This window comes from Mesorhizobium loti, from assembly GCF_003148495.1.
Lineage (GTDB): Bacteria > Pseudomonadota > Alphaproteobacteria > Rhizobiales > Rhizobiaceae > Mesorhizobium > Mesorhizobium loti.
On sequence record NZ_QGGH01000007.1, the window covers coordinates 200,503 to 225,254 of the forward strand.

Annotated in this window: 23 protein-coding genes, 2 tRNA genes and 1 pseudogene; 14 read left to right on the top strand and 12 right to left on the bottom strand. The window is 60.2% G+C overall.

Annotation, left to right across the window (positions count from 1 at the left end; genetic code table 11):
* Positions 1 to 593 precede the first annotated feature (593 nt).
* The 5 genes from C8D77_RS24460 to C8D77_RS24480 all read right to left on the bottom strand — a co-directional run bounded on the left by C8D77_RS24460 (position 594) and on the right by C8D77_RS24480 (position 4,160).
* A complete protein-coding gene (locus C8D77_RS24460) occupies positions 594 to 1,916 on the bottom strand; it encodes an AlbA family DNA-binding domain-containing protein (RefSeq protein ID WP_109668814.1) in 1,323 nt (440 codons plus the stop codon).
* A 9-nt stretch (positions 1,917 to 1,925) separates the two neighbouring features.
* Complete coding sequence (locus C8D77_RS24465; RefSeq protein ID WP_215732076.1) at positions 1,926 to 2,486, bottom strand: MltR family transcriptional regulator; 561 nt, start codon at positions 2,484 to 2,486, stop codon at positions 1,926 to 1,928.
* Positions 2,487 to 2,504: 18 nt separating this feature from the next.
* Complete coding sequence (locus C8D77_RS24470; RefSeq protein WP_146211805.1) at positions 2,505 to 3,077, bottom strand: Pycsar system effector family protein; 573 nt, start codon at positions 3,075 to 3,077, stop codon at positions 2,505 to 2,507.
* Positions 3,020 to 3,718, bottom strand: a complete 699-nt coding sequence (locus C8D77_RS24475) for an adenylate/guanylate cyclase domain-containing protein (protein WP_109668820.1) — start codon at positions 3,716 to 3,718, stop codon at positions 3,020 to 3,022. The genes C8D77_RS24470 and C8D77_RS24475 overlap by 58 nt, the downstream gene beginning before the upstream one ends.
* Before the next feature lie 190 nt (positions 3,719 to 3,908).
* Positions 3,909 to 4,160 (bottom strand): helix-turn-helix domain-containing protein, encoded by a 252-nt coding sequence (locus tag C8D77_RS24480; protein ID WP_109668952.1) that lies wholly within the window; start codon positions 4,158 to 4,160, stop codon positions 3,909 to 3,911.
* A 121-nt stretch (positions 4,161 to 4,281) separates the two neighbouring features.
* On the opposite strand from C8D77_RS24480, the gene C8D77_RS24485 reads away from it, so the two are divergent.
* Both C8D77_RS24485 and C8D77_RS24495 read left to right on the top strand, forming a co-directional pair.
* Positions 4,282 to 4,956, top strand: a complete 675-nt coding sequence (locus C8D77_RS24485) for a hypothetical protein (RefSeq protein ID WP_109668822.1) — start codon at positions 4,282 to 4,284, stop codon at positions 4,954 to 4,956.
* 541 nt (positions 4,957 to 5,497) lie between these two features.
* Positions 5,498 to 7,141: a recombinase family protein gene (locus C8D77_RS24495; protein WP_245951867.1), complete on the top strand. Its 1,644-nt coding sequence runs from the start codon at positions 5,498 to 5,500 to the stop codon at positions 7,139 to 7,141.
* On the opposite strand, the gene C8D77_RS24500 is transcribed toward C8D77_RS24495, so the two are convergent.
* Positions 7,100 to 7,174 (bottom strand) — tRNA-Asn (locus tag C8D77_RS24500). The genes C8D77_RS24495 and C8D77_RS24500 overlap by 42 nt on opposite strands.
* A gap of 224 nt (positions 7,175 to 7,398) precedes the next feature.
* On the opposite strand from C8D77_RS24500, the gene C8D77_RS24505 reads away from it, so the two are divergent.
* Positions 7,399 to 7,656 carry a hypothetical protein gene (locus tag C8D77_RS24505; protein WP_024503836.1) on the top strand — a complete coding sequence of 86 codons (258 nt, stop codon included), beginning with the start codon at positions 7,399 to 7,401 and terminating at the stop codon, positions 7,654 to 7,656.
* Between the two features lie 26 nt (positions 7,657 to 7,682).
* Here C8D77_RS24505 and C8D77_RS24510 read toward each other — a convergent pair whose 3' ends face one another.
* Positions 7,683 to 7,889 (bottom strand): hypothetical protein, encoded by a 207-nt coding sequence (locus C8D77_RS24510; RefSeq protein WP_109668826.1) that lies wholly within the window; start codon positions 7,887 to 7,889, stop codon positions 7,683 to 7,685.
* A 226-nt stretch (positions 7,890 to 8,115) separates the two neighbouring features.
* Here C8D77_RS24510 and C8D77_RS24515 point away from each other — a divergent pair.
* From C8D77_RS24515 to C8D77_RS24530, 4 genes are all read left to right on the top strand, one after another.
* Positions 8,116 to 8,189: transfer RNA gene (locus tag C8D77_RS24515), tRNA-Cys, on the top strand.
* Between the two features lie 90 nt (positions 8,190 to 8,279).
* Complete coding sequence (locus tag C8D77_RS24520; protein WP_109668828.1) at positions 8,280 to 8,948, top strand: protein-L-isoaspartate O-methyltransferase family protein; 669 nt, start codon at positions 8,280 to 8,282, stop codon at positions 8,946 to 8,948.
* Between the two features lie 181 nt (positions 8,949 to 9,129).
* A complete protein-coding gene (locus tag C8D77_RS24525; protein ID WP_109668830.1) occupies positions 9,130 to 10,521 on the top strand; it encodes a TolC family outer membrane protein in 1,392 nt (463 codons plus the stop codon).
* Between the two features lie 216 nt (positions 10,522 to 10,737).
* On the top strand, positions 10,738 to 11,562 hold the full coding sequence (locus C8D77_RS24530) for a PopZ family protein (RefSeq protein WP_109668832.1): 825 nt from the start codon (positions 10,738 to 10,740) through the stop codon (positions 11,560 to 11,562).
* A 153-nt stretch (positions 11,563 to 11,715) separates the two neighbouring features.
* On the opposite strand, the pseudogene C8D77_RS24535 reads toward C8D77_RS24530, so the two are convergent.
* Positions 11,716 to 12,174: pseudogene (locus C8D77_RS24535) on the bottom strand (VOC family protein); the annotation flags it as partial.
* Here C8D77_RS24535 and C8D77_RS38965 point away from each other — a divergent pair.
* From C8D77_RS38965 to C8D77_RS24560, 6 genes are all read left to right on the top strand, one after another.
* Complete coding sequence (locus C8D77_RS38965; protein ID WP_342770053.1) at positions 12,115 to 12,273, top strand: hypothetical protein; 159 nt, start codon at positions 12,115 to 12,117, stop codon at positions 12,271 to 12,273. The pseudogene C8D77_RS24535 and the gene C8D77_RS38965 sit on opposite strands and share 60 nt — an antisense overlap.
* Positions 12,274 to 12,562: 289 nt before the next feature.
* On the top strand, positions 12,563 to 15,346 hold the full coding sequence (locus C8D77_RS24540) for a valine--tRNA ligase (protein WP_109668834.1): 2,784 nt from the start codon (positions 12,563 to 12,565) through the stop codon (positions 15,344 to 15,346).
* Between the two features lie 358 nt (positions 15,347 to 15,704).
* A complete protein-coding gene (locus C8D77_RS24545; RefSeq protein WP_109668836.1) occupies positions 15,705 to 16,991 on the top strand; it encodes an outer membrane protein transport protein in 1,287 nt (428 codons plus the stop codon).
* Between the two features lie 367 nt (positions 16,992 to 17,358).
* Positions 17,359 to 18,579, top strand: coding sequence for an OmpP1/FadL family transporter (locus tag C8D77_RS24550; protein WP_109668838.1), 1,221 nt, complete (start codon positions 17,359 to 17,361; stop codon positions 18,577 to 18,579).
* Between the two features lie 289 nt (positions 18,580 to 18,868).
* The gene (gene ilvD, locus C8D77_RS24555) at positions 18,869 to 20,593 is read left to right on the top strand and encodes a dihydroxy-acid dehydratase (RefSeq protein ID WP_109668840.1); all 1,725 of its coding nucleotides are present in this window, start codon (positions 18,869 to 18,871) and stop codon (positions 20,591 to 20,593) included.
* A complete protein-coding gene (locus C8D77_RS24560) occupies positions 20,580 to 21,419 on the top strand; it encodes a tetratricopeptide repeat protein (RefSeq protein ID WP_109668842.1) in 840 nt (279 codons plus the stop codon). The genes ilvD and C8D77_RS24560 overlap by 14 nt, the downstream gene beginning before the upstream one ends.
* Before the next feature lie 48 nt (positions 21,420 to 21,467).
* Here C8D77_RS24560 and C8D77_RS24565 read toward each other — a convergent pair whose 3' ends face one another.
* The 4 genes from C8D77_RS24565 to erpA form a co-directional block, all read right to left on the bottom strand.
* Positions 21,468 to 21,746: a hypothetical protein gene (locus tag C8D77_RS24565; RefSeq protein WP_245951865.1), complete on the bottom strand. Its 279-nt coding sequence runs from the start codon at positions 21,744 to 21,746 to the stop codon at positions 21,468 to 21,470.
* Between the two features lie 91 nt (positions 21,747 to 21,837).
* Entirely contained in the window at positions 21,838 to 22,632 is a 795-nt protein-coding gene (gene xth / locus C8D77_RS24570; protein ID WP_109668844.1) for an exodeoxyribonuclease III, read from the bottom strand.
* Positions 22,633 to 22,649: 17 nt separating this feature from the next.
* The gene (locus C8D77_RS24575) at positions 22,650 to 23,045 is read right to left on the bottom strand and encodes a VOC family protein (RefSeq protein WP_109668846.1); all 396 of its coding nucleotides are present in this window, start codon (positions 23,043 to 23,045) and stop codon (positions 22,650 to 22,652) included.
* Positions 23,046 to 23,047: 2 nt separating this feature from the next.
* The gene (erpA, locus tag C8D77_RS24580) at positions 23,048 to 23,395 is read right to left on the bottom strand and encodes an iron-sulfur cluster insertion protein ErpA (protein WP_031259639.1); all 348 of its coding nucleotides are present in this window, start codon (positions 23,393 to 23,395) and stop codon (positions 23,048 to 23,050) included.
* Between the two features lie 105 nt (positions 23,396 to 23,500).
* Between erpA and C8D77_RS24585 the strand changes: the two genes are divergently transcribed.
* Positions 23,501 to 24,715 carry a deoxyguanosinetriphosphate triphosphohydrolase gene (locus C8D77_RS24585; protein ID WP_109668849.1) on the top strand — a complete coding sequence of 405 codons (1,215 nt, stop codon included), beginning with the start codon at positions 23,501 to 23,503 and terminating at the stop codon, positions 24,713 to 24,715.
* The last annotated feature ends 37 nt before the right edge of the window (positions 24,716 to 24,752 follow it).

The window sequence follows — 24,752 nt, forward strand, 5'->3', positions numbered from 1 at the left end:
CTTGCGGTGACTCGCGATCGCTGGTCGGCACGGTTGGCTGGGGGCCGTTGTTGCGATTCGGCGACAGCCGACATCGCCAGCGTCGGCCGTAGGATAGCGGCCGAGCGCAGGCTCGTCGGCTGGCGCTATCCTCCGCACAGCGGGTGCATAGGCTTGACGGCCCCAACGGAGGCGCCCGGTCGCGACAAGCTCATTACCAATCGAAGCTTCCTTCGTAGGACGGTCAGGCGCGGCATCCTGTCCGAGATGTAGGCGCTGCGCATCGCCCAGCCGCACTGGCTATCGACTGCCAAAGGGTCTCTCCATCCTGACACGAATGGGCAAACCGGCGTGCTAAGGACTGATGGTGTTACGTCGCCGTTTCGATAGCCTTCGAAGCAATCGAGAGTTCGCCACGTCCAGGATCAACTCCCGCGCATTGCTCTTCCACTCGGCAGCGCAGTCGGCGCTCAACGGTTGCAGCAACTGCACTCGGCACAGAGTCGGCGGGCGGTGGAGCGCAAAGTAAGTCGCGCACCACCGAGCGACCAGAGCGGCTTCAGGGAGCCGTGCAGGTGCTAGGTCGAGTGCGATCATTGCAAAGGACTAGCCCGTCAAGTTCCCTTTCGTAGCCTTGCAAGCTCAGAGGCAACCAATTCCATCTTGAGTTCATAAAACCCAAAAGCCTCATAGAGGGGGCGCAACAAGGGCAGCACGACCTCTGACGTTGTATCCAAGATCTGGGATGCCTTTGCCCGGCCTTGCAGGACGATAGTGTCAACGTGGATATCCCGCTCGAAAAGTGGCGCGCGCCAATCGAACAGGCTTTTAAGCTCGCGACCTTGCAGGCCACTGTATTGGATACGAATTGCGATTTCAGGGTCTTCCTCGAATTGCTTCGCAACACGCGCCACAAACAGGAGTGTCTCCCCAACGCGCCATATTGGCAGTGTGAGATCGATCCCTGTCCCAGGGCTCACCTTCTCAGAAAAGTCTTCATCGAAAGACCGTATTTCGTACATCAGGCCGGTGATCTCAGCCCTCCAGAAATCACAATGGCGCCCACTACGGTGCTCTTCTTTTGGGTGACCTACCCAAGCCTCTATCCCATCGTTGACGGGGATCGGGCCAATTGGCGGCCGCCTGAGATTCACGAATGGCCCCCATCCTGTCAGCACGGTGTTCCCGGCTTCATCAAGCCGGTCGCGCAGTCTTCCGAGGCCGGCGGCGGCTGGTACATCTAGCAACTGGAAGGCTTGCTCGTAGCTGCCGAGTGAAAAGCGTGCCGGATCATTGACGGGCAGGGGAGCGATGAGGCTTTCCCATCGTTCTCGCGACTTCGATGCGAATTGCGCCAGTTGATCGGTTTCATTTGCCGTCGGCACCTCTAAGGCTTGGCCCTGAAGGATGGTCCGAATACCGTCAAGCAATGCCTCGCGGCCAGCCTGCACGCACCTCGACAACAGAGAACGCCACTCTTCCGACGTAAAGGGCTCTTCGCTCTTCGGCCCAGGCTTCCTGATGTAACATCGCTGGGAGGCAATGACCTTCTCATAGTCCCTAGCGGACATGACAGGCACCACAGACGTGCCAGGCACGGTGATGAAGGCGTGCTCGATGCCGGTGCCGGGATGGGTGGCGAACTGCAAATCGCAATGGATCTTCGGGTCGGCGTACCGATTGACCGCAGCATTCACGGCGTCGGGGTCATAGCGTTTTACGTTGTCAGGCATCGGCTGTGATTCTAGCGTAGATCCCTGCGCGCCGCGCATGCCGACCACAATCACACCGCCACCATGGTTGGCCAAAGCAATGGCCGCCTTGGCCAACACCGCCTTCGAGGCTGTGTCGGTCAAGTCAAGCCAGCTCTTGTACTCGTTCGAGAGCGTTTCATTCGGCAGTAACAGCAAATCCAGCAGATCGGATTGAGCAGCCATGAGAAGCCCCTACGCGGGAGAGGTGGGCACGGTTTGCGGCGTCAGCGATAGGTGAATAGCCCGCGGCCGAATGCGATACCCGTGGTCGCCGATGAGCCTAGTCAACACGTCCAACTCGGTCAGGACACACGAGATTGACGAGCGCAGTTTGTTTTTCAGCGTGGCGTCGTCGTCACCGTCGGTTGAAGGTATACGCGTTGCGGAGAGCTTGCCGATCCTGTCGGCGATATCCTGCCGATCAAACGAGCACCCTTCCCAATTGTGGGCGAACTCATTGCGGATTTTGCGTAGGTGTTCGAGGTCGGAGAATTGATCTCGCGACAAGAGTCCGAGGGCATGGGCGCCTTTCGTGCGCGAGGACAGTGTGCCAAGCGGAGCGTTAAAGCCCTCAAGCAGCTCGCCAGAGGATTTCACGTCGACTAGGTAGGCGCGGATGAGCCGCCCCAGCAGGTCTTCCGCAAACGCCGCTGTAGTGAGAACCAGTCCCCGCTCATCCTCATGGGCGAGCAGCCCCATAAGCCGGTTTAGTCGGTCGTGGAAATTCTCGGGTTCGGGCTGTGCTTCTTTCACAACGCAACTCCAGCGCGCCTATGGCGTGCCAAGGGGCAGCTTCCAGTGCACGACCGACGTTCCGAGAAGGAGAAGGCTCCACGGGAGGATTGCAATCATCGTGGCTAGGGTCGCCTGCTTCAGATAGACATATTTCGCTGCCACGATTTCAGAATTCCGCCAGATCTGGCCAACCACATCACGCCTCAGGGTTTCCTCATCCAGTTTCTGATAGCGGGCGAGGTAGTCGCCCTCAGTCAGTTTGGCGATCTCTTTGAAGTAGACGAGCGAGGCGTGGCCACCGGCGAGGTTGGGAAAGGTGCATTGATAGAGTCGACCGATGGACCAGACGATGCAGATAACGAAGGCGGCGGCGGGGACGGCTATCCACCAAGACTTTAGGTCGTCGATGGTGATGTTCACGGCAGCAAATGCCACTTGTGCAGATACGATGGCGAAGAGGGCGGACACCTTGGAGTCGATGCGGGGGAAAAAGCCCATCACGCGGTCGAGCTGCCGTTCAGCCACGTCGAGACCAATTTGGGTTTTCTCGCTCAAAATGACCACCACCAGCTTGAACGATAAATTGGTGTTGCATTCATCGCTGTCCACGTCCTTGCTTCCCACATGTCGCGGCGTGGGTCTCCTCCATATTTAGCCTCATCGGCGAGGACATCGTAAACCGCTTTTGTGACCCAGGTGGCATGGGCGTCGTCTAAAGCGCAAAGCTTGGCCGCCCAATTGGCTGCCCGGCCGATCCATACCAAGTCTCGGGAGCCTCGAATGCCGGCCTGCACAACTCGAAGCGGGGAGGTGTCAATTCCCACCGTATGTTGCAAAACAAAAGGCGAGTTCGGGTATTCAGCTTTCAAGCCAGGCTGAACGATGTTCTTAGTAGCCCAATTGATTTTGAGTGCCGTCCGGACTGCTATAGTGTTCTTATACTGTCCGACGAACACGGCCATGATGCGGTCGCCATCATAGGCCGTGATTGTGCCTCCCTCCGAGCGGATGATTCTTGCAGCCACCCTCAGGAATGCACGGTAAATCTCAGCAGAAAAATGGTGTTTGTAGGTATCCACCAACTTGGTTGAATCGGAAATGTCTGCGTACAAGACGGTAGCATCAATATCAACGGCATCGTTGCCAAGCGTAATGCTATCTTCGCTCGGCACCGTCGAACCCGCACGAACTTTCCATTGCTCATGGAAAATCTGCTGGACTTCCGCCTGGAGGTCTTCTTTGAGTGCCACCGCTATCTCCCGAAACGAGAGATAGGGATCATTTCAGCAATCTTGAATGTTTAACTACGGATATACACAGAAATTGTTACGCTTCACCTCCGCCACTACTCCCAGCCGCTGCCTTTGCTGCGCTCGATCGCATAGCCGCTGAAGGAACGAGTTCATGTGGCTTTGCCCCTCAAGATGAGACTGTATCGCCTCATTTGCCGTCTAGTCTGCGAGAGAGCCGGACACCGGGCCCGCTGCCGTTCTGCGGAATAAACTCTATCCCGGCAGCCTCCAGCGCTTCGGCCAACGCTTCAATTGTTGTCTGTCTGGGTATCGTCTGAGAGCTCTCGATTCTAGCGATTGTGCGAACTGTCAGTCCGGAGGCACTTGCCAAATCCTCTCTTGTCCAGCCGATCAGTGCTCGAGCTGCCCTAAGTTGCGACGGAAAAATGTCCTTTTTCATGACATACTTCTTGTAAAAAGTCACAAAAAGTGACATAAGCTTATGATGACTACGCGGCCGCACAGGTGCTCGTAACACCCAATGCGGCCTGACCACTGCCAAGCTATTAGGAGCTCGGATCATGGCTGATTCCGACAATAGCACGACTCCGCCGCGCATCACCCGCAGGAAGATGCTTGCCGGAACGGCAATTGCAATTGCGGGTTCGGAACGTAAAGCATTTGCCGTCACCGATTTGGAAACGGACCTATCAACCGATCCTGCGATTGCGGCGTGGCGCAAATGGCAGGCAGCACACCAGCAGACCGAACGGTTGTGCCGTCAGCAGCAGCGTCTGGAGCGCAAGCTTGCCGAAACGGTCGGATTTCCTTGCACGACTGTGCGGCTGCGCGACGGAGAGAACGTAAAGCTGTACTCACTTGCGGCACTTGCCGACGTGCTCAATGTAGCTCCAGCGGAAGCGGCGGTTCGTGGGAAGGCCGAAGCCGATTTTGCCGCTCATCAGGCGCATTGGGACGCCGCCGACAGGGAGATTGGCTACTCGGCGACGTTGCGCGCCGAACGCGAGACCGCCGATCGAGCACAGCGCCTGCTGGAATTATTGTCTAAGACCCCCGCTGCTTCCCTTGCCGGTGTAGCAGCCAAACTTGATGCGGTGCTGAGGGAAGGGCAGTCTTCGCAGGCCGATACTGAGTTTCCTTGGCCCCTGATTCGAGCAGTCGTCGATGATATTGTTCGGATTGGCGGGCAAGGTGGGCTGGGTAAGATATTCGGCCCGACGCGTCGTAAGGCATAAAGGCGAAATACCGATTTGGGTTCGGAGTGTTTACGCACCTTCGTGCCGGGTAATCTAATTTCGAACTGGAAGGACCAATGCCAAGGGCGCGCAATGCCACGGGTGGGCGGTGTAGACCCGCCGATATGCACTTCTCCATGATCGCCCACGGGAGCCAATTTAGGCCAGCAGTCTTCGGCGGTATCCGAATGGCCGCTTTCGATAGCTCACATAATGCATTGTATCGGCTAGCAATTTTGATTTGGGCAGCGACAATGGCGGAATGTCAGCTAAAGTCTTTCCACTTCGCAGATCGACGGGATTCATCGGTCTCTTCGACTACGCCGCAGCTAATCGCTGTACACAACCTAACCGGGCGAAACGGTCCAAGAAAGATTGGCAACCGGAAATCGCCGACGATTGGCCCGATCATATTCCCGTTTCGGAGCGAGAGTTGGACCTGTTCGAGGTTCACTGCTCCGATCTGCTTGATGAGATGTTCGGGGCCAGAAACTGACCGAAGGAGACGAGGCCGCTGATGAAGGCCAATGAGAGCTCCGCCATGGCGATCTCCAGGCGCGCCGCACTTTATCTCCGCGTCTCGACAGGCCGGCAGGCCGAGCACGATCTTTCCATCCCTGACCAGCGTCGCCAGCTACAGGCGTATTGTCAGACCAAGGGGATTGCTGTGGCGACGGAGTTTGTTGAGCCAGGTGCGTCGGCGACCGACGACAGGCGGCCCGAATTCCAGAGAATGATGGACGCTGCATCGCAACGGCCTGCGCCATTCGACTTAATCATTGTGCATTCGTTTTCACGGTTCTTCCGGGACCAGTTCCAGCTTGAATTCTACGTCCGTCGGTTGGCGAAGAACTGTGTTCGGCTGACGTCGATCACGCAGGATCTTGGTGACGACCCCATGAGCACCATGATGCGCCAAATCATGGCGCTGTTCGATGAATATCAGTCCAAGGAGAATGCCAAGCATACGCTTCGGGCTATGCGCGAAAACGCCCGGCAGGGCTACTGGAATGGTTCCCGGCCGCCCTACGGCTATCGGATAGTGACCGCCGAGCAGCGTGGCACTCGGGCTAAAAAGAAAATCGAACCGGATCCTCTGACCGTTGACCATGTCCGCTTGATGTTCCGTTTGGCTCATGCTGGCGATAGTGATCATGGCCCGATGGGAGTGCGTCAGATTGCTAACTACTTAAACAATCGAGGGATTCGGACACAAACCGGAGGACGGTGGGGTCTCGGGGGAGTGCATCAGGTTCTCACGCGTACAACCTACATCGGGCGACATCGTTTCAATGTCGGCGGCAAGCGGAAGAAGGCGCCGGAAGATATCATCGACGTTGCCGTGCAACCGATCATCGAGGAAAACGAATTCACTGCGGTCCAGGATCTCCTCAAGTCGCGAAGCCCGCAATTGCGAGCGCCTCGATTTGTGAACAGCCCCATGCTGTTGGGTGGAGTTGTGTTCTGCGAGGACTGTGGAGGTGCGATGACCTTGCGCACCTCGGGAAAGGGCAAACAGTATCGATATTACACCTGTTGCACGACCGCTCGGCAGGGGCATAGCGGCTGCAAGGGCCGAACAATGCCGATGGAGAAACTCAACGATTTGGTCGCGGAATACGTGGATCTGCGGCTCTTGAACCCAGCTAGGCTTGAGGAATTGCTGTCTGGGTTGTTGCGTCGGAGGGTGGAGCAAGGCGATCGCGAGAAGGATCGGGTGGGTGATCTACGACGACAGGCCGCTGAAGCTGAAGGACGGCTCACACGAATCTACGAAGCGATCGAGAACGGCCTGGCTGATTTAGCCGATAGCAATCTCAAGGGACGAATCGCCGAATTGAAAAGAATTCGGGACGCAGCCAATGCCGATGCTGAGCGCGCGGAGCATCGAGACAGCCAAGCGATCGAAATTACCCAAGAGGCTGTTGCGCGGTTCGCAGAAGAGGTCAGGCAGCGACTGCGGGTTCAGAACGGAAGCTTTAGGCGTCACCACCTGCAAACGCTGGTGCAGCGGGTTGAGGTTGGAGCCAACCGGATTCTTATCAAGGGATCAAAGACTAAACTCCTGCAGACGCTTGTCGCGTCTAGAGGAAACCCCGGAGTGCATACGGCGGGGCACGACGTTCGCAGTTTTGTACTGAAATGGCTCCCCGGGCCGGATTCGAACCAGCGACCAACCGGTTAACAGCCGGTTGCTCTACCACTGAGCTACCGGGGAACGGAGGCTCTTATGTGAGTGGCGCAGCCTATAGCTGCCCTTTTCGGCTTTGCAAAGAAGCATTTCGCATTTTTCCGAGGCTTTTTCGCGCAGGGGTTTCTCGCAATCGTCGACAGATGCCCTCATATTAGCCGTCTTGGCAGGGGTAGGGAACCGAAAGCGCGGCTGCGGCCTTAGTTTAACGGTGCTCCTGAATGATCAAAACGGATTAACCTTTCGAGACGATGACAGCACAAGACAACCAGATGCCGGCGCGAAAAATCTCGGTTTTCGGGCGTGAGTTCAAGATGCCGCGCTCGCGCGGGCTCAGAATCACCATCGGTATCCTGCTGACCATCGGCGGCATCCTCGGTTTCCTGCCGATCCTCGGCTTCTGGATGGTTCCGCTCGGATTGCTGGTGCTGTCCTATGAATTCGCCATGGTTCGGCGTCACCGCCGCCGCTTTGTCGTCTGGTGGGAACGGCGCCGCCGGCCGGATTGACGGCCGATATCGCAAGATCACGCGCCTTAGCGTCCAGCGTGCTCTTCCAGTGCCTCACAGATCTGTTTGAGAATTGCCGCGGCTGAGGCAAGCCTTGCCCTGTCGTGCGGCGACAGGCTGCCCGTACCTTCGATGGACAGGCGATCGATGGCGTAGTGCAAAAGCTCTCCGCACTGCGGCAGAGACAGGCTGGCCGGCGCGTTCTTGTCTTTTGCCACCGTTGCCTGATGCATGGCTTTGCCTCCTGGCGTGCTCAACGCATGGGCCGTGGATGCGTTTCTTCCGACGACAAGCCATGCTTAACAATCCGCTAATATGCCGTTGTGTTGCCTGGGTAATGAGGATTTGACGGATGCTCCCCGCGCTGGTGCAGAGGAAACCGTTCGGAATGCACGGTCGCCGCTTGACGGCATTTTCGCCGCAACCTATTGGAACCGGGTGGAACGCCGGGAGCAACGAGGCCTCGTGGCGGAGTGGTTACGCAGAGGACTGCAAATCCTTGCACCCCGGTTCGATTCCGGGCGAGGCCTCCAATGCCCGGGCCCCCGCGCAGCAGCGCAGGGGCCTGAAGTTCCTGACACAATGAACCGCGGTTCTGTCGCGGCAAGCGGATTGGTTGGGACATGAGCGCTGATTTCTCCGAGCTTCGCGTCAAGATGGTCGACGGCCAGGTTCGCACCACCGATGTGACCAGCGCGCCGCTGCTCGACGCCATGCTTGTCGTGCCAAGAGAGGTCTTTGTCGGCGCCGCCCAGCGCGATCTCGCCTATATCGACGAGGACATCCGCATTGCCGCCGACGCCGACGGCGCGCGCTACCTGATGGAAGCCTCGCCGCTCGCCAAGCTGATCCAGCTGGCTGAGATCAACCCGACCGATTCGGCGCTCGATGTCGGGTGCGGCACGGGCTACGCATCGGCCATCCTGTCGCGGCTGGCCGGATCCGTAGTGGCGCTCGAAAGCGATTCGGCGCTGGCCGAAACCGCTAGATCGACGCTTTCGTCACTTGGCTGCGGCAATGTGACCGTAGTTCAGGGGGCGTTGCCGCAAGGGTATGCAGCCAACGCGCCATATGACGTCATCTTCATCGGCGGCAGTGTCGCGGAAGTGCCGGCCCCGCTGCTCGACCAGCTTGCCGAAGGCGGCCGACTCGTCGCCGTCGAAGGACAGGGCAATTCCGGCGTGGCCCGACTTTTTTTCAAAGCCGGGGGGGTTGTAACCGGAAGACGCGCGTTTAATGCGGCAATTAAGCCACTACCGGGGTTCGAACGTATTCGCGCCTTCGAATTCTGAATGATTTTGCCTTGCAGGAGAGACGTTGTCATGGTCGCTTGCATTTGAACGATCATTGCTGATCCCAGACTGGGGGCACTTTGGGGCTGAGCAGCAGGGAACATGAAACACGCCGCTACAGCTGCTCAAAGGAGAAGCTGGGGCGGCGCGGTTCCCATGGAAAACGAATGAGGGTTTAACCGTGCCGTCTGTACGAAAGTCACTTTTCACCGCCGTCCTCGTTTCGGCGACCATGCTATCCCCATTGGCCGCTTCGGCCGAAACCATCTCCGGCGCGCTTGCAAAGGCCTATCAGTACAATTCTTCGCTGAATTCGGCCCGCGCCGGCGTCCGTGTCACCGATGAGGGTGTCGCCATCGCCAAGTCGGGCTGGCGCCCGACTGTCACCGGCTCGGCGAATATCGACTATTCGAGCAGCCATCTCAACGGCACCAACTCAAGCGTACGGCTGACCACCGGCAATTTTGGCGTCCAGATCAATCAGACGCTGTTCGACGGCTTTCAGACCAGGAACAATGTCGCTGCCGCCGAAGCGCAGGTCCGTGCGTCGGTCGAAAGCCTGCGCAATACTGAAGAGGGCATCCTGTTCACTGCTGCCCAAGCGTATATGAACGTCATTCGCGACCGGCAGGTCGCCGTGTTGACCGAGCAGAACCTGCAATTCCTGACCGAAACGGCGCGCGCGGCGCGGTCGCGCTTCGAGGTTGGCGAAGGCACACGCACCGACGTCGCGCAGGCCGACGCTTCGCGGGCCGCCGCAGTGGCATCGCTGAGTGCTGCCCGGGCGCAGGCGCTGGCAAGTGCGGCAAGCTATCGCCAGATCGTCGGCGACGAACCGGGCAAGCTCAAGGGTGCTTCGCCGGTTGCAAAATTGTTGCCGTCGAGCCTCGCCGCCGCCGTCGGGGTGGCCGCGAACGAGCACCCGGCCATCCTTGCCACCCAACACCTGGTCGACGCCGCCGCGTTTTCTGTGAAATCGGCTGAAGGTGCGCTGCTGCCGCAGCTGTCGGCTTCCGCCGGCGTTTCGAGCGCCTATCGCAACACCTCGCCTTTGCCGGGCGTCAGTTCGCAGGACGGCACCACCAATTCGGCCAGTGTCGGGGCAACGCTGACCATCCCGATCTATTCTGGTGGCCGCACCTCGGCGATCGTGCGCCAGGACAAGGAATCGCTCAGCCAGGCTCGCATCGAGGTCGACGTCAGCCGCGACCAGGTCCGCCAGGCCGTTACCGCCGCCTGGACCGAGTACACCGCCGCGCAGCAGCAGCTGACGGCCAACAGGCAAGTGATCGAGGCCGCGAAGCTGGCGCTGAACGGTGTCATCGAAGAACGCAATGTCGGCCAGCGCACCACGCTCGACGTCCTCAACGCGCAGGCGACGGTCATCACCGCCCAGATCAACCAGGCCGGCTATGAGCATGATGTGGTGGTGGCGAGCTACGCCATCCTGCAGGCGACAGGCCGTCTGTCCGTCGACCGGCTTGGCTTGCAGGTGACGAAATACAAGCCTGAAGAGCACTACAACGCGGTCAAGGACAAGTGGTACGGCCTGCGCACGCCGGACGGCCGCTGAGGGCGTTCGGCCCGGGCTTTGCCGTCTCCCTGTTTGAGCGGGCTCTTTTGGCTCCGCTGCTCTTGGGTTCGGGATCGCGCTAATCTGTTGAAATCCCACAAGTCCCCAGATTGGGGATTCTCGTGCGGCGCTCTGTCGGTTACGCTGTCGCCATGATTCGATCCGGCTTTGCCGGAACGGAAACCCACAGGGGTCACAAAGGCGGCGGATGTGACGATGGCAACGGCAAGCAGCGCACAGCGCGAACCTTCCATGGAAGAGATACTGGCTTCCATCAGGCGGATCATTGAGGACAGCGACGGCGGCCGCAAGCAGCCGGGCGATGCCGATGAACTGCTCCAAGATCTGGAGCCGGCGTCGAGCGCCGCCGCAGCCCCCGACGTCGAAGCATTTCGTGCCGACCTGCATGCTGCTCCCGAGGTCAGGAAGCCGGTCACGCTGGCGGAGGTCCAGGCACAATTGCCGGCGGCCGAGCCGGTGATCGCGCGCATGGAAACGCCGGTGCGCCCCGATCCCGCCCCGGCAAAGCCAACGATGACACTTGCCGAGGTCAGCGCCCGCGTTGCCGCCGAGCCGGCTGCGGTCGATGCACCAGCACCGCGTCCTGTCCCTGCTACCGAGGCCCCCGTCGCCGATTGGCGGCGCGAGATCGCCGCGGTTGGTGAGCAGCCGAGGGCGGTGTCGGACACGGGCGAGGTCCGCAAGACGGTTGCCCAGCCACCGGTGGACAATCTCAGGGACGAGTCGGCCACGGAACCGGTCGTCGAGCCGTCTCGTCCGGATGCAAGCGTGGTGCGGCCGGCGGCGGCCAGCGATGCGCCGCGTCCGGCGATCGTTTCCGAGCACACCGGCCGGCAGGTCGCAGCGGCCTTTGGTGAGCTTTCCGATGCGTTTGCCAGCCGCAGCAAGAAGACGTTCGACGAGATGGCCGAAGAGATGCTGCGGCCGATGCTGCAGGATTGGCTGGACAACAATCTGCCGACACTGGTCGAAAGGCTGGTGCGCGAGGAGATCGAGCGCGTGGCGCGCGGGGCACAGTAGTCCCCATACCGATTGCCCAGGAGAAACGGCGCCTTCGTGGCGCCGTTTCTCTTTGGTGAGGTCAGTTCGCGCTGGTGGCGAAGCAGATGAGGTTCCGTCGGGATCCCTAACGATGAACGTGCGGGCGCCCCACGGCTCGGTTCGCAATGTCTGGTGGAAAGGGGCCATCGCTGCCTGATACTCCAGAAACAGCGCCTTGATGTTGTCGACGGCAATCGTCGCCGCCAGCAGATCGTCGCCGTGGCTGTTGGTGAAAGGCGGCTTGTCAACATGGCGCAGGTTGAGCCGCGCACCGTCCCGGAACACCTGTGCGTAGAAGGGCGGTTCGCCATAGGTGAAGCGTGTCTTGAAGCCGAGTATTCGCCGGTAGAAATCACAGGCTGCTTCGATATCGGAGACAAAGAGCTGCGGCTCGGCGAAGGCGAGGTGCGGTTTTGCGACATCTGTTGCTATGCGGTCAGTCACGGTTTGAGGGCCTTTCTTCAGCGCCTGCCAGCTATCGAAGCCTGACTTCCTGGCAACCAGTTCCTGGGCATCGGCAAGCTTGAAACCGTGATCGAGGATCTGACTATCGGTCAAATTGCGGAAACGCGGCAAAATCCATCCAATCACAGCGGCGACGGGATAGTACCGTTCGCGGTGCCATTTGAGATAGAGCTTGGCCTGTTTCTTGTGGTGTTCGAGCGTTGGCATGGGCGCATTGCGGGTTGAGGTGGCGTAGGCGGGCAATGCCCCTCCGGCCGGAAGCCGATGCGCCCTACAGCAGCGTTGGTACGGTATTGGGATGACGCTTGGCGGTCAAGGCGGTCAAGCTCCCCTTTTCCCAGGCAACAAGTGGCTGCTTTCTTTGAAGGACGATCGCAAGTGGTCTTCCTTGATCGGATCATGGCCATGCCTATTTGACGTCTAGGGTCCAAGACAGCCGCGGCGGTTGACTTGGCCAAAACCTTCCGATTTACACCGGACCAGCAAAACTCCCGACAGCGCGGACCATTTTCCCATGCTTGAAAAGACCTACGACGCCAAAACCGTCGAGCCGAAGATCGCCAAAGTCTGGGAAGAGGCCGACGCGTTTCGCGCCGGTGCCGGGGCCGAGGAGGGGGCCGAGGCCTTCACCATCGTCATCCCACCGCCGAACGTTACCGGCTCGCTGCATATGGGCCACGCGCTCAACAACACGCTGCAGGACATATTGGTGCGCTTCGAGCGCATGCGTGGCAAGAATGTCTTGTGGCAACCGGGCATGGACCATGCCGGCATCGCCACGCAGATGGTGGTCGAGCGGCAGCTTATGGAGAAGCAGATCCATCGCCGCGACCTGACCCGCGAGCAGTTCATCGAGAAAGTGTGGGAGTGGAAGGCCGAATCCGGCGGCGCGATCTTCAACCAGCTGAAGCGGCTCGGCGCCTCGGCCGACTGGTCACGCGAACGCTTCACCATGGATGAAGGCCTGTCCAAGGCCGTGCTCGAGGTGTTCGTCACGCTCTACAAGGAAGGGCTGATCTACAAGGACAAGCGCCTTGTGAACTGGGACCCCAAACTGTTGACCGCGATTTCCGATCTCGAGGTCGAGCAGCAGGAGGTCAACGGCAATCTCTGGCACTTCCGCTATCCCATCGAGGGCCAGGTCTTCGACCCGGAAAACCCGAAAACCTTCATCACCGTGGCGACGACACGCCCCGAGACGATGCTGGGCGATACGGCCGTCGCGGTGCATCCCGACGACGAACGTTTCCGGCATCTGGTCGGCAAGAACATCGTTCTGCCGATCGTCGGCCGCAAGATTCCTGTGGTGGCGGATGAGTATTCCGATCCGGAGAAAGGCTCGGGCGCGGTCAAGATCACGCCGGCGCACGACTTTAACGACTTCGAGGTCGGCAAGCGCCACAAGCTGCCGGCGATCAATATCCTGACCACGGAAGCGGCGGTGAGCCTCAAGGACAATGAGGATTTCCTCGCCGGTCTCGAGGTGACGCCGGAGCGCCAGGCGGTCTGGGATGAACTCGACGGCCTCGATCGCTTCGTCGCGCGCAAGAAGATCGTCGAGCTGATGGACGAAGGCGGCTTCCTCGAAAAGGTCGAACCGCATCGCCACGCGGTGCCGCATGGCGATCGCGGCGGCGTGCCGATCGAGCCGTTCCTGACCGAGCAGTGGTATGCCAACGCGGCGGAACTGGCCAAGCCGGCGATCGCCTCGGTGCGCGAGGGCCGCACGAACTTCGTGCCGAAGAACTGGGAAAAGACCTATTTCGACTGGATGGAGAACATCCAGCCCTGGTGCATCTCGCGCCAGCTCTGGTGGGGTCACCAGATCCCGGCCTGGTACGGACCGGACGGTCGTGTCTTCGTCGAGAAGACCGAGGAAGAGGCGTTGGGCGCGGCGATCGAATATTATCTGGCGCTGGAAGGCCCATGGAAGGCCTGGGTCGAAGACAAGCTCGAGAACTACAAGCCAGGTGAGATCCTGACCCGTGACGAGGACGTGCTCGACACCTGGTTCTCGTCGGCGCTGTGGCCGTTCTCGACCTTGGGATGGCCCGATGAGACGCCCGAGCTGAAGACCTACTACCAGACCGACGTGCTGGTGACAGGCTTCGACATCATCTTCTTCTGGGTCGCCCGCATGATGATGATGGGCCTGCACTTCATGGACGAGGAGCCGTTCCACACCGTCTATGTCCATGCGCTGGTGCGCGACAAGAACGGGCAGAAGATGTCGAAGTCGAAAGGCAACGTCATCGACCCGCTCGACCTGATCGACGAATACGGCGCCGATGCGCTGCGCTTCACGCTGACGGTGATGGCGGCGCAAGGCCGCGACGTGAAGCTCGACCCGGCGCGCATCGCCGGCTATCGCAATTTCGGCACCAAGCTGTGGAACGCGACGCGTTTTGCCGAGATGAACGAGGTCGCGCGCAATGACGATTTCTGGCTGAACGACGCCAAGCTGGCGGTCAACCGCTGGATCTTGACCGAGCTGACGCGGGCCGCGCGTGAAATCACGGACGGCATCACCTCATACCGCTTCAACGAGGCGGCGGGCGCTGCCTACCGCTTCGTCTGGAACCTGTTCTGCGACTGGTATCTGGAACTGCTGAAGCCGGTGTTCATGGGCACCGACGAGGCGGCCAAGGCCGAAAGCCGCGCCTGCGTCGCCTTCGTGCTCGACGAGATCTACAAGCTTTTGCATCCGATGATGCCGTTCATGACCGAGGAATTGTGGGCGCAGACCGCAGGCGAAGGCAAGGAACGCCCCTCACTGCTGTGCCATGCTGCATGGCCGTCGCCAGATTTCGAAGATGCCGAGGCTGCTGCCGACATCAACTGGCTGGTCGACCTTGTCTCCGGCATCCGCTCCGTGCGCTCGGAGATGAACGTGCCGCCGGCAGCCATCGCACCGCTCGTCGTCGTCGGCGCCAATGATGTGACACGTGAACGGCTCGTTCGCGAGGAGTCTGCGATCAAGCGGCTGGCGCGGGTCGGCGACATCTCGCTCGCCGATGTCGCGCCAAAGGGTTCGGCCCAGATCGTGCTCAACGAGGCGACGATCTGCCTGCCGCTCGGCAGCCTGATCGATCTTGCCGCTGAGGCTGCGCGGCTGCAGAAGGAACTGGCCAAGGTGACCGAGGAAATCGCGCGCCTGCACAAGAAGCTGTCGAACGAAAGATTCGTCGCCAGCGCGCCGCCCGAGATCGTCGAAGCCGAGCGCGAAAAGCTCGCCGAATATCGCGACGCGCAGGACAAGCTTTCGGTGGCTTTGACCAGGGTTCGCGATGCCGGTTGAGGGTGGATTCGAGAGACTTTAGTTCTCTCTAAAATGGCGGTATTTTGCCTGGAAAATAGGCATTCCGTTGCGTTAATGTTGACGTAAACGGAAGTTTTAGCCCCATTGTTGCCATAATGTAACAATGGGGCCGTATACCCCGCAAAACACCCTCTTCTAGAGCCGTTTTGCACAAATTTGCCGATTTTACTGATCCATTTGCACCCAAATGCCGAGTTTTCGGTCTTATTGGGAACGTCGGAACTTTGCCGAAAACGCACTCTGATCAACTGTACGTGTACGCTTCTAGAATTCGTTGTTGCACCGTTAACCTGAATTGGTTCTAGCTCGATGCACTAGTTATTCGGGGAGGACATTCATGAACAATCTGCGTCTGAAAGCACTGCTGGGGGCAGGGTGCTTTTCGCTGGCTTTGATGGGCTCAGTGCACGCTGGCGGTTTCTCGCGCGGCTCGGCCGACACCGACATTATTTTTGAAGACGGCAACTTCAACATGCGTACAAGCGTGACGTATGTTTCGCCGCATCGCGAATTCACCAAGAACCCGAATCCAGCGCTCGTCGGCACTGAATACACAGACGATTACGTTATCCCGTCCGCCGCGGTGAAGTTCAATCTCACCGACAATTTCCGCTGCGCCGGGACCATGGTCGACAACAATGGTGGTTCGACCACTTATGATTTCCCGAAGGTGAGCGGCAAATTGGCCGAGGAGTTTACCACCAACGAAAAAGCGGTGACCTGCGGCGTTAAATTTAGCCTTGGACGCGGCAATCTGTGGCTTCTGGGCGGTGGGTTTGTCGAAAATCTTGATTACAACCGAGTGAATGCGCTTGGTTCTCTTCCGGGTAACGTCGTGCTGCCGAATGCAAACCTCGAGCTGGCGGGGCAGGATTATGGCTATCGCCTCGGGGTGGCGTATGACATTCCTGAGATAGCCTTGCGGGCTCAACTTATGTACCGGTCCGGAACCAGCTATGGTGCAGACGGGAACCTGACCGTGCCGACGGCGGCATTGCTGGGTGCGCAGGCCAAGCAATTGCAGGCAGCCGCTGTAGCTGCCCTGGGGCAGGGCAATATACCGCTTGCCCAGCAGTTGGGTGCGCAAGCAGCAGCGACGCTGCAGCAAGCCTATCTCGCCGCCGCCAATGGCTTGGACACGACGGCGCCTGCCACGGGAACCGGCAATCTACCCCAGAGTGTTGAATTGAAACTTCAGTCTGGCATCGCGCCTGGCTGGCTGGCTTTTGGTTCGGTGAAATGGATGGACTGGAGCGTTCAGCAGGCGTTGATCGTAAACTCCCCCATAACCAACACTATCGATACTTATAACTGGAAGGACGGATGGACCGTCACCGGCGGCGTCGGGCACGCGTTTACGGAGCGCCTCTCTGGTCTTGTCAGCCTGACCTGGGATCAGGGCGTTGGGACTGGTTGGGATCTGACGAGCGACACCTATACGCTCGGCATCGGCGGCTCCTACAAGGACGGGATCGGCGGAGAATTGCGCGGCGGCGTTGGTTTGAGCTATCTGACATCTGCAACCGAGACGCAATACGCGGAAGTTCCGGGCGTATCCGGGAACCAGGCCGTTAAGGCTGGCTATGCTGTTGCGCTGAACCTGGGCTACGCCCTGAAGTGGTAAGCTCTTTTGTATGTTAAAAAGGCCGGGCACCGCCCGGCCTTTTTGTTGCCTTGCCGACTTCGAAGAACCTTCAAACGGGGCACTCCGGTGCGTTGCTGTTGACGTAAGCGGAAGTTTTTGCCGTATTGTTGCCATAATGTAACAGCGGGCAGGCCGGCTATCGAAGGTATCATTTTTGAGCGGTTCGGGCGGATTTTCCTTGGTTTCTTGCCAATGCATGCGCGCAGACGGGTGCTTTTAGACTCGGTGGCATCAGGTTGAAAATGCGCTCCGCGAATATGTACGTGTACGCCCCTTGAAATCGTTGTTGCGTCACCTAGGCGAATTGGTTCTTGCTTGGGTTGTGCTCGAATTCGGGGAGAGACTCATGAACAATCTGCGTCTGAAAGCGCTGCTGGGGGCAGGGTGCTTTTCGCTGGCTTTGATCGGAACGGCGATCGGCCCGGCGCATGCCGGCGGCCTGGAGCGCGGTGGCTACGACATCGACCTGCTGTTTGATCCGGCACCGTTCGCTTCAGACGTTGGTGCGACTTACGTTATGCCGCAACGTGATCTCAAAAACGCGGTGGATACATCCGGTGGAGGGCTGACGGGCAAGAGCTCGGCCCGTAACACCGAGGGCTACTGGGTGCCCTATGTTGGCTTCAAGGCCTCGCTTGGTCATGATGTCGACTGTCTGGTGGATTATTCGCAGCCATGGGGGGCCAGTTCCAACCCCGGCATCTGGAACGGCTCCTATTCCAACATCAACACCCAAATCAAAAGCAACAACTATGCTGGCACCTGCTCCTACAAGATGGATGTCGGCAAGGGGCAGCTTCGCTTTATTGGCGGCGTGTTCTACCAGGAGGTCTATGGCTTCAAGGAGAGCTATGCCAGCCCGGCTCTAGGCACTACGCTTGGCCGGGTGGATCTCGATAGCAGTGGCTGGGGTTGGCGCGCCGGCATCGCCTACGAAATTCCGGACATCGCGCTGCGCGCCAGCCTCGTCTACAATTCGCAGGTGAAGCTCGACAATATCGCGGGTACTCTGAACATCGGTGGCAGCATCGCTGACATCTATGCTCCGACGGAGTCGATGCCGGATTCGTTGGAACTGAAATTGCAGTCTGGCATTGCGCCCGGTTGGCTCGCCTTCGGTTCGATCAAATGGGTTAATTGGAGTGTGCTGCAGAGCGTTCCGATTTGCTCGCAGGCGACCAAGCCTCTTGGATGCACAACGGTTTCCCCATATCCGATCAGGTTGACGTCGCTCGACCTGATGTACCGTGATGGTTGGACGGTTACCGCCGGCATTGGTCACCAATTCAATGAGCAATGGAGCGGCGCCGCGCAGATTTCGTGGGATCGTGGCACGTCGCATGGCTACGGCGACCAGACCGATACCTGGACGTTCGGCGGCGGTGTTGCCTACACGCCAAGACCCAATATCGAACTGCGTCTCGCCGGCGCTGTCGGAGTGCTAACCAGCGGCCATTCTGGAGTGCTGGTTGATGGCAATGGCTATCCAGCCGGCACTGACGTCAGCTACGATTTCGGCAATGATCTGGTCACTGCGATTTCCGGTGGTCTCAAGATCAAGTTCTAAGCTTTTGAAAATTTAGACGAAAGGCCGGGCAACGCCCGGCCTTTTCTATTGAGCTGGCATTGCCTGCGATCCTCTCATCCAAGCGGCGTTGCATATTAGCCGCACCGCTTTCGCCTCGTGCGATTGTGACGTTTTGGCAACACTTTCTGAACAACCCCTGCGCTAGAAGTCAGGCTGAAGAAATTGCCCATTTCCCGCCATAAACCCGGCGCACCTCGATCTTGTCTCGGGACACGCGCCAAAAGGCTCGGCGATGGGGCAGGCCGCACCGCCCGCGGCAAGGAAGAGTATGGACGCCAAAGTCGTTTCCAAGGCCAAGCTCCCCAGCCGCTATGTGACCGTCGGTCCGGCGCGTGCGCCGCACCGTTCCTATCTCTATGCGATGGGCTTGTCGGCGGCCGAGATCGCGCAGCCGCTGGTCGGCGTCGCGTCCTGCTGGAATGAGGCGGCACCCTGCAACATCTCGCTGATGCGTCAGGCGCAGGTGGTCAAGAAAGGCGTCGCGGCCGCCAGCGGCACGCCGCGCGAATTCTGCACCATCACCGTCACCGACGGCATCGCCATGGGCCACCAGGGCATGAAGTCGTCGCTGGTGTCGCGCGAGGTCATCGCCGATTCGGTCGAGCTCACCATGCGCGGCCATTGCTACGATGCGCTGGTTGGCCTGGCCGGCTGCGACAAGTCGCTGCCCGGTATGATGATGGCCATGGTGCGTCTCAACGTGCCGTCGATCTTCATCTATGGCGGCTCGATCTTGCCCGGCAGCTATCGCGGCCGCCAGATCACCGTGCAGGACGTGTTCGAGGCGGTCGGCCAGCATTCGGTCGGCACGATCGACGATGCCGAACTGCTTGAAATCGAGCAGGCCGCCTGTCCGTCGGCCGGCTCCTGCGGCGCCCAGTTCACCGCCAACACCATGGCCACCGTTGCCGAGGCGATCGGCCTGGCGCTGCCCTATTCCTGCGGCGCGCCGGCACCCTACGAGATGCGCGACCGTTTCAATTTCGCCTCGGGCGAAAAGATCATGGAGCTGATCGCGAAAAATATCCGGCCGCGCGACATCGTCACGCTGAAGGCGCTGGAGAATGCGGCGACCGTGGTGTCGGCAACCGGCGGCTCGACCAACGCAGCACTGCATCTGCCGGCGATCGCGCACGAGGCCGGCATCAAGTTCGACCTGTTCGACGTGGCGAAAATCTTCGAGAAGACGCCTTACATCGCCGACCTTAAGCCGGGCGGCAAATATGTCGCCAAGGACATGTTCGAGGCCGGCGGTATTCCGCTGTTGATGAAGACGCTGCTCGACAACGGTTATCTGCATGGCGACTGCCTGACTGTGACTGGCCGCACTTTGGCCGAAAACATGCAGCACGTTGCCTGGAATGAACATCAGGATGTGGTCCGCCCGGCCAACAGACCCATTACCCAAACCGGCGGCGTCGTGGGCTTGAAGGGAAACCTTGCCCCCGAAGGCGCGATCGTGAAGGTCGCGGGCATGGCGGAGTTGAAGTTCTCCGGCCCGGCACGCTGCTTCGATTCGGAAGAGGAATGTTTCGAGGCGGTGACGCATCGCAACTACAGGGAAGGCGAGGTTCTCGTCATCCGCTACGAAGGGCCGCGCGGCGGCCCTGGCATGCGCGAGATGCTGTCGACGACGGCGGCGCTCTACGGCCAGGGCATGGGAGGCAAGGTGGCGCTGATCACCGACGGGCGCTTCTCGGGCGCGACGCGCGGTTTCTGCATCGGCCATGTCGGCCCCGAGGCAGCCGTGGGCGGTCCGATCGGGCTGCTCAGGGATGGCGACGTGATCTCGATCGACGCGGTGAACGGCACGATCGACGTGGCGTTGTCCGATAGCGAACTGGCGGCGAGGGCAAAGACATGGAAGGCGCGCACGACAGACTATCAGTCGGGCGCGATATGGAAATATGCACAGACGGTAGGGCCGGCGCGCGATGGCGCGGTGACCCATCCGGGCGGTGCGAAAGAAACACATTGCTATGCGGACATCTGAGTTGTTGAGGTCGTCTGTCTTTTCGGCACTGGTCGTGATCGCCACTTTTGGCGCGACCTTTGGCCGCGTGGGCCAGGCTATGGCCTTCGACGACAAGGTGTTCGACGACAAGACCGGCGTGAAGCCGCAATCCAGCCCCTGGGCGGTGTTCCAGTTCGGCTTCTCCGCCTACAAGAACGGCCACAAGGAACAGGCCGCCGAGGCCTACAAATACGCCGCAGAGAACGGCCAGATCGGCGCCACCTGGAAGCTTGCGCGGATGTATGCCGAGGGCGATGGCGTGGCGCGCGACGACTATGAGGCGTTCAAGTTCTTCTCGGAGATCGTCGACCAGGATGTCGAACCCGGCTCGCCCGAGGAAAGCTATGTCTCCGATGCGCTGGTGGCGCTTGGCGACTATCTGCGCAAGGGCATTCCCGGCAGCCCGGTCACCGAGAACGAGGTCGCGGCCCAGGAATATTACATGCGCGCCGCCGCCAACTATCGCAATCCGAACGCGCAGTTCGAAATGGGGCAGATGTTCCTGAAGGGCGAGGGCGGCGTGAAGGCCAGCGTCAAGCAGGCCGGGCGCTGGTTCCAGCTTGCCGCCGAGAAGGGTCATGCCGGCGCCCAGGCGACGCTGGGCCACCTGTTGTTCCAGAGCGGCAAGATCGTTCGAGGCCTGGCGATGATGACGGCAGCGCTCGAACGCGCTTCGCCGGCCGATCAGCCCTGGATTCGCGGTATGCAGGAGGAGGCATTCGCCACCGCCGGCGAGGCCGACCGCCGCACCGCGATCTCGCTGGCGGATGATATCCTCACCAAGGGCGGCAACGCGGACCAGTAGTCTCGCGGCCGCGCTGGTTTCGCCAAAAGCACTCGATTTCGATCTTGATCAGTTCTCGGTCGGCTCCGTCGGCACCATGCTGGGAGCCGGCGTTGAGATCGGCGTGACGTGCAGGTGCGGCGCCATCGTGTTTGCGGGGCAGCTGTCCCCAACCTTCGTCCACGAGGTGTTGTTGAGCACCATGTCGCAGCGGGCCAGATGGCTCTGCTCGGCAACCGTCAGGCAGGCGACCTGGCCAAGCTGGTAGGATTTTCCATTGGCCAGGCATTCCTGGTCGGCAAGCGCCGCCGCAGAGCGGCCATGGCAAATGCCAGGCCGATCGGACAAAGAGAAAATCGAATGGTCATGGGAACCCCAGCCGCCATGCTGGCCCGCAATGAACGGCGCGAAATGTGGCGATATGAGGGTTTAGCCGCTGTCAGGCCGGCTGCAGCGCGAGATCAATCGCCACCGGGACGTGATCGGACGGCTTTTCCCAGGCACGCACGTGCTTTTCGATCGAGGCCGATGAGAATCGGTTGGCGGCTTCCGGCGACAAAAGCAGGTGGTCGATGCGTATGCCATTGTTCTTCTGCCAGGCGCCGGCCTGATAGTCCCAGAACGTATAGGTATCGGGCGCGTCGGTGACCGCGCGGACAGCCTCGGTGAAACCAAGGTTGAGCAGCCGCCGGAAAGCTTGCCGCGTCTCTGGCTGGAACAGCGCGTCGCCCAGCCAGTTCTCCGGAAACCGCGCGTCGATCGGCTCGGGAATGACATTGTAGTCGCCGGCCAGTACCAAGGCCTCTTCAAGCCTGAGTCGCTCCTGCGCCCAGCGCTCCAGCCGCGCCATCCAGGAAAGCTTGAAGGGGAACTTCTTCTCGTCATCGATTGGATTGCCGTTCGGCAGATAGAGCGAGGCGACGCGCAGCGCGCCCTTGTCGGTCGAGAAAACGCCTTCGATGAAACGCGCCTGCTCGTCGGCATCATCGCCGGGCAGGCCTCTGATGACCTCGTCGAAGCGCAGTTTCGACAGGATGGCGACGCCGTTGAAACCCTTCTGGCCATGGGTTTCAACATTGTAGCCAAGCGCCTCGATTTCGGCGCGCGGGAATTGCTCGTCGACGGTCTTGATCTCCTGCAGGCAGACGATGTCGGGCGCGCTTTCGGTCAGCCAATGGGTCAGGTTGCCGATGCGGGCGCGGACGCCGTTGATGTTCCAGGTGACGATTTTCATGACGGTCTCGATGCTGTTCAGTTGGGCTCTTGCGGCGGATGGCGTTCGACCAGTCCGATCGTATTGCCAGCCGGGTCCTTTAGGAAGGCCATCCATTCGCTTTCCCCCGCTGGACCGAACTGGCCCTGGGTGTCGCGATGGACAAGCGTCGGCGGCGCGGTGAAGGGCATGCCCGCCGCGACCGCCGAGGCATGGAAGTCGTCAAGGCCCGATATGTCGAGATAGACGGTTCCGGCCGGTATGCCGTCGGTGAACAGCAGCCTGATATCGCCGGCCATGATGAAGGCGATGCCCGGCGGATCAAAGCGCGCGTGGACAGCCATACCGAGTACGTCGCGCCAGAAAGCCAGCGTGGCGTCGAGGTTGCGTCCGGCCGCCAGCGCGATCTGACGGACCGCGCCGATGGCAGGCATGGCTATATGGAGAAGCTCGTGCCACAGCCGCAGGAGGCGACTGCATTCGGGTTCCGGATCTGGAACGACTGGCCCATCAAATCGTCGACGAAGTCGATTACCGAGCCGCCCATATAGACCAGCGACAGATCGTCGATCAGCACCGTGGCGCCGTCCTTCTCGATGGCGACGTCATCGTCATTGCGAGTATCGACCAGGTCGAACTTGTAGGAGAAGCCCGAGCAACCGCCGCCTTCGACCGAAACGCGCAGCGCAGTCTTGCCGGCCTCGCCAGAGACAATCTTGGCGATCCGCTTGGCGGCGGCCTCGGTCATATCGACTTTCATGGCAGTCTTGGCATCAGCGCCCATGGGCGTCACCTTGCTTTCGGTTTCACATGATAGGTATGAAGCGCGAGGGGCCAAGTCAACTAGACCCAAATTATCTAGACCAAGTCAACTGCGGCAGCATCAGCCATGACCAATGAGTTGGGCGACATCGGATTCGGCTATCGGCCACGCGCTGCCTATGCCTGCGATCCGGCAAAGTCGCGCGGACGACTGTTCGACGAGGTGGAAAGCCCGACACGCACGCCGTTCCAGCGCGACCGTGACCGCATCATCCATTCGACGGCGTTCCGCCGGCTGAAACACAAGACGCAGGTCTTCATCGCGCATGAAGGCGACCATTACCGCACCCGGTTGACCCATTCGATCGAAGTGGCTCAGATCGCGCGCGCCCTGGCACGGGCGCTGCGTGGCGACGAGGATCTGGCCGAGGCGGTGGCACTGGTGCATGATTTCGGCCACACGCCCTTCGGCCACACCGGCGAGGACGCGCTGAACGAGAAGATGGCCGCCTGGGGCGGCTTTGACCACAACGCGCAATCGCTGCGCATCGTGACAAGGCTGGAGGCGCGCTACGCCGAATTCGACGGGCTCAATCTGACCTGGGAAACACTGGAAGGCCTGGTCAAGCACAATGGACCGCTGACGGATGCCAACGGCAAGGGTCTGAAAGGGCCGGTGCCGCAGGCGATCCGTGATTACTCTGAGCTGCATGATCTCGAACTGGACCGGTTTGCCGGCATCGAGGCGCAATGCGCGGCGATCGCCGACGATATCGCCTACAACACGCATGACATCGATGACGGGTTGAGGGCAGGGCTGCTGACGCTGGACATGCTTGAGACGGTTTCGCTGCCGGGAACCATTCTGAAAGGCGTGCGCGCACGCTATCCTTCCCTCGATGACGTGCGCACCGGCCACGAACTGATGCGGCGGCAGATCACAGCCATGGTCGAGGATGTCATTGTCTCCACGTCAGCTAATCTGGAGCGCATCAAGCCGCAGAGCGCCGACGCGGTGAGAGCGGCGGGCGAGACGATGGTCACCTTTTCCGCGGAAATGGCCGCCTTGGAGAAGGAACTGAAGGCCTTTCTCTACAAGCATCTTTATCGGCATGCCGAGGTGATGCGGGTGCGCGCGGACGCCGAGCAGATCGTCAAGCAGCTGTTCGACGCCTATTTCGCCGATCCGCGAGCCATGCCGGACGGCTGGCGCGAGGGGCTGGATCGGGCCGACGATCGCATCAAGGCGCGCAGCGTTGCCGACTTCCTGGCGGGTATGACCGACACCTACGCGCTCAAGGAACACCGGCGTTTGTTTGACCATACGCCTGAATTGAGCTAGGGCGGGCTCGATTTTGCCGGCCAACGAGCCGGATTCG

Excerpts from the sequence above, each read along its gene's own strand:
- C8D77_RS24460 (WP_109668814.1), bottom strand. The coding sequence starts at position 1,916 with ATGGCTGCTCAATCCGATCTGCTGGATTTGCTGTTACTGCCGAATGAA.
- C8D77_RS24480 (WP_109668952.1), bottom strand. The coding sequence starts at position 4,160 with ATGAAAAAGGACATTTTTCCGTCGCAACTTAGGGCAGCTCGAGCACTG.
- C8D77_RS24485 (WP_109668822.1), top strand. The coding sequence starts at position 4,282 with ATGGCTGATTCCGACAATAGCACGACTCCGCCGCGCATCACCCGCAGG.
- C8D77_RS24495 (WP_245951867.1), top strand. The coding sequence starts at position 5,498 with ATGGCGATCTCCAGGCGCGCCGCACTTTATCTCCGCGTCTCGACAGGC.
- C8D77_RS24505 (WP_024503836.1), top strand. The coding sequence starts at position 7,399 with ATGACAGCACAAGACAACCAGATGCCGGCGCGAAAAATCTCGGTTTTC.
- C8D77_RS24510 (WP_109668826.1), bottom strand. The coding sequence starts at position 7,889 with ATGCATCAGGCAACGGTGGCAAAAGACAAGAACGCGCCGGCCAGCCTG.
- C8D77_RS24520 (WP_109668828.1), top strand. The coding sequence starts at position 8,280 with ATGAGCGCTGATTTCTCCGAGCTTCGCGTCAAGATGGTCGACGGCCAG.
- C8D77_RS24530 (WP_109668832.1), top strand. The coding sequence starts at position 10,738 with ATGGCAACGGCAAGCAGCGCACAGCGCGAACCTTCCATGGAAGAGATA.
- C8D77_RS24540 (WP_109668834.1), top strand. The coding sequence starts at position 12,563 with ATGCTTGAAAAGACCTACGACGCCAAAACCGTCGAGCCGAAGATCGCC.
- C8D77_RS24545 (WP_109668836.1), top strand. The coding sequence starts at position 15,705 with ATGAACAATCTGCGTCTGAAAGCACTGCTGGGGGCAGGGTGCTTTTCG.
- C8D77_RS24550 (WP_109668838.1), top strand. The coding sequence starts at position 17,359 with ATGAACAATCTGCGTCTGAAAGCGCTGCTGGGGGCAGGGTGCTTTTCG.
- ilvD (WP_109668840.1), top strand. The coding sequence starts at position 18,869 with ATGGACGCCAAAGTCGTTTCCAAGGCCAAGCTCCCCAGCCGCTATGTG.
- C8D77_RS24560 (WP_109668842.1), top strand. The coding sequence starts at position 20,580 with ATGCGGACATCTGAGTTGTTGAGGTCGTCTGTCTTTTCGGCACTGGTC.
- xth (WP_109668844.1), bottom strand. The coding sequence starts at position 22,632 with ATGAAAATCGTCACCTGGAACATCAACGGCGTCCGCGCCCGCATCGGC.
- C8D77_RS24575 (WP_109668846.1), bottom strand. The coding sequence starts at position 23,045 with ATGCCTGCCATCGGCGCGGTCCGTCAGATCGCGCTGGCGGCCGGACGC.
- erpA (WP_031259639.1), bottom strand. The coding sequence starts at position 23,395 with ATGGGCGCTGATGCCAAGACTGCCATGAAAGTCGATATGACCGAGGCC.
- C8D77_RS24585 (WP_109668849.1), top strand. The coding sequence starts at position 23,501 with ATGACCAATGAGTTGGGCGACATCGGATTCGGCTATCGGCCACGCGCT.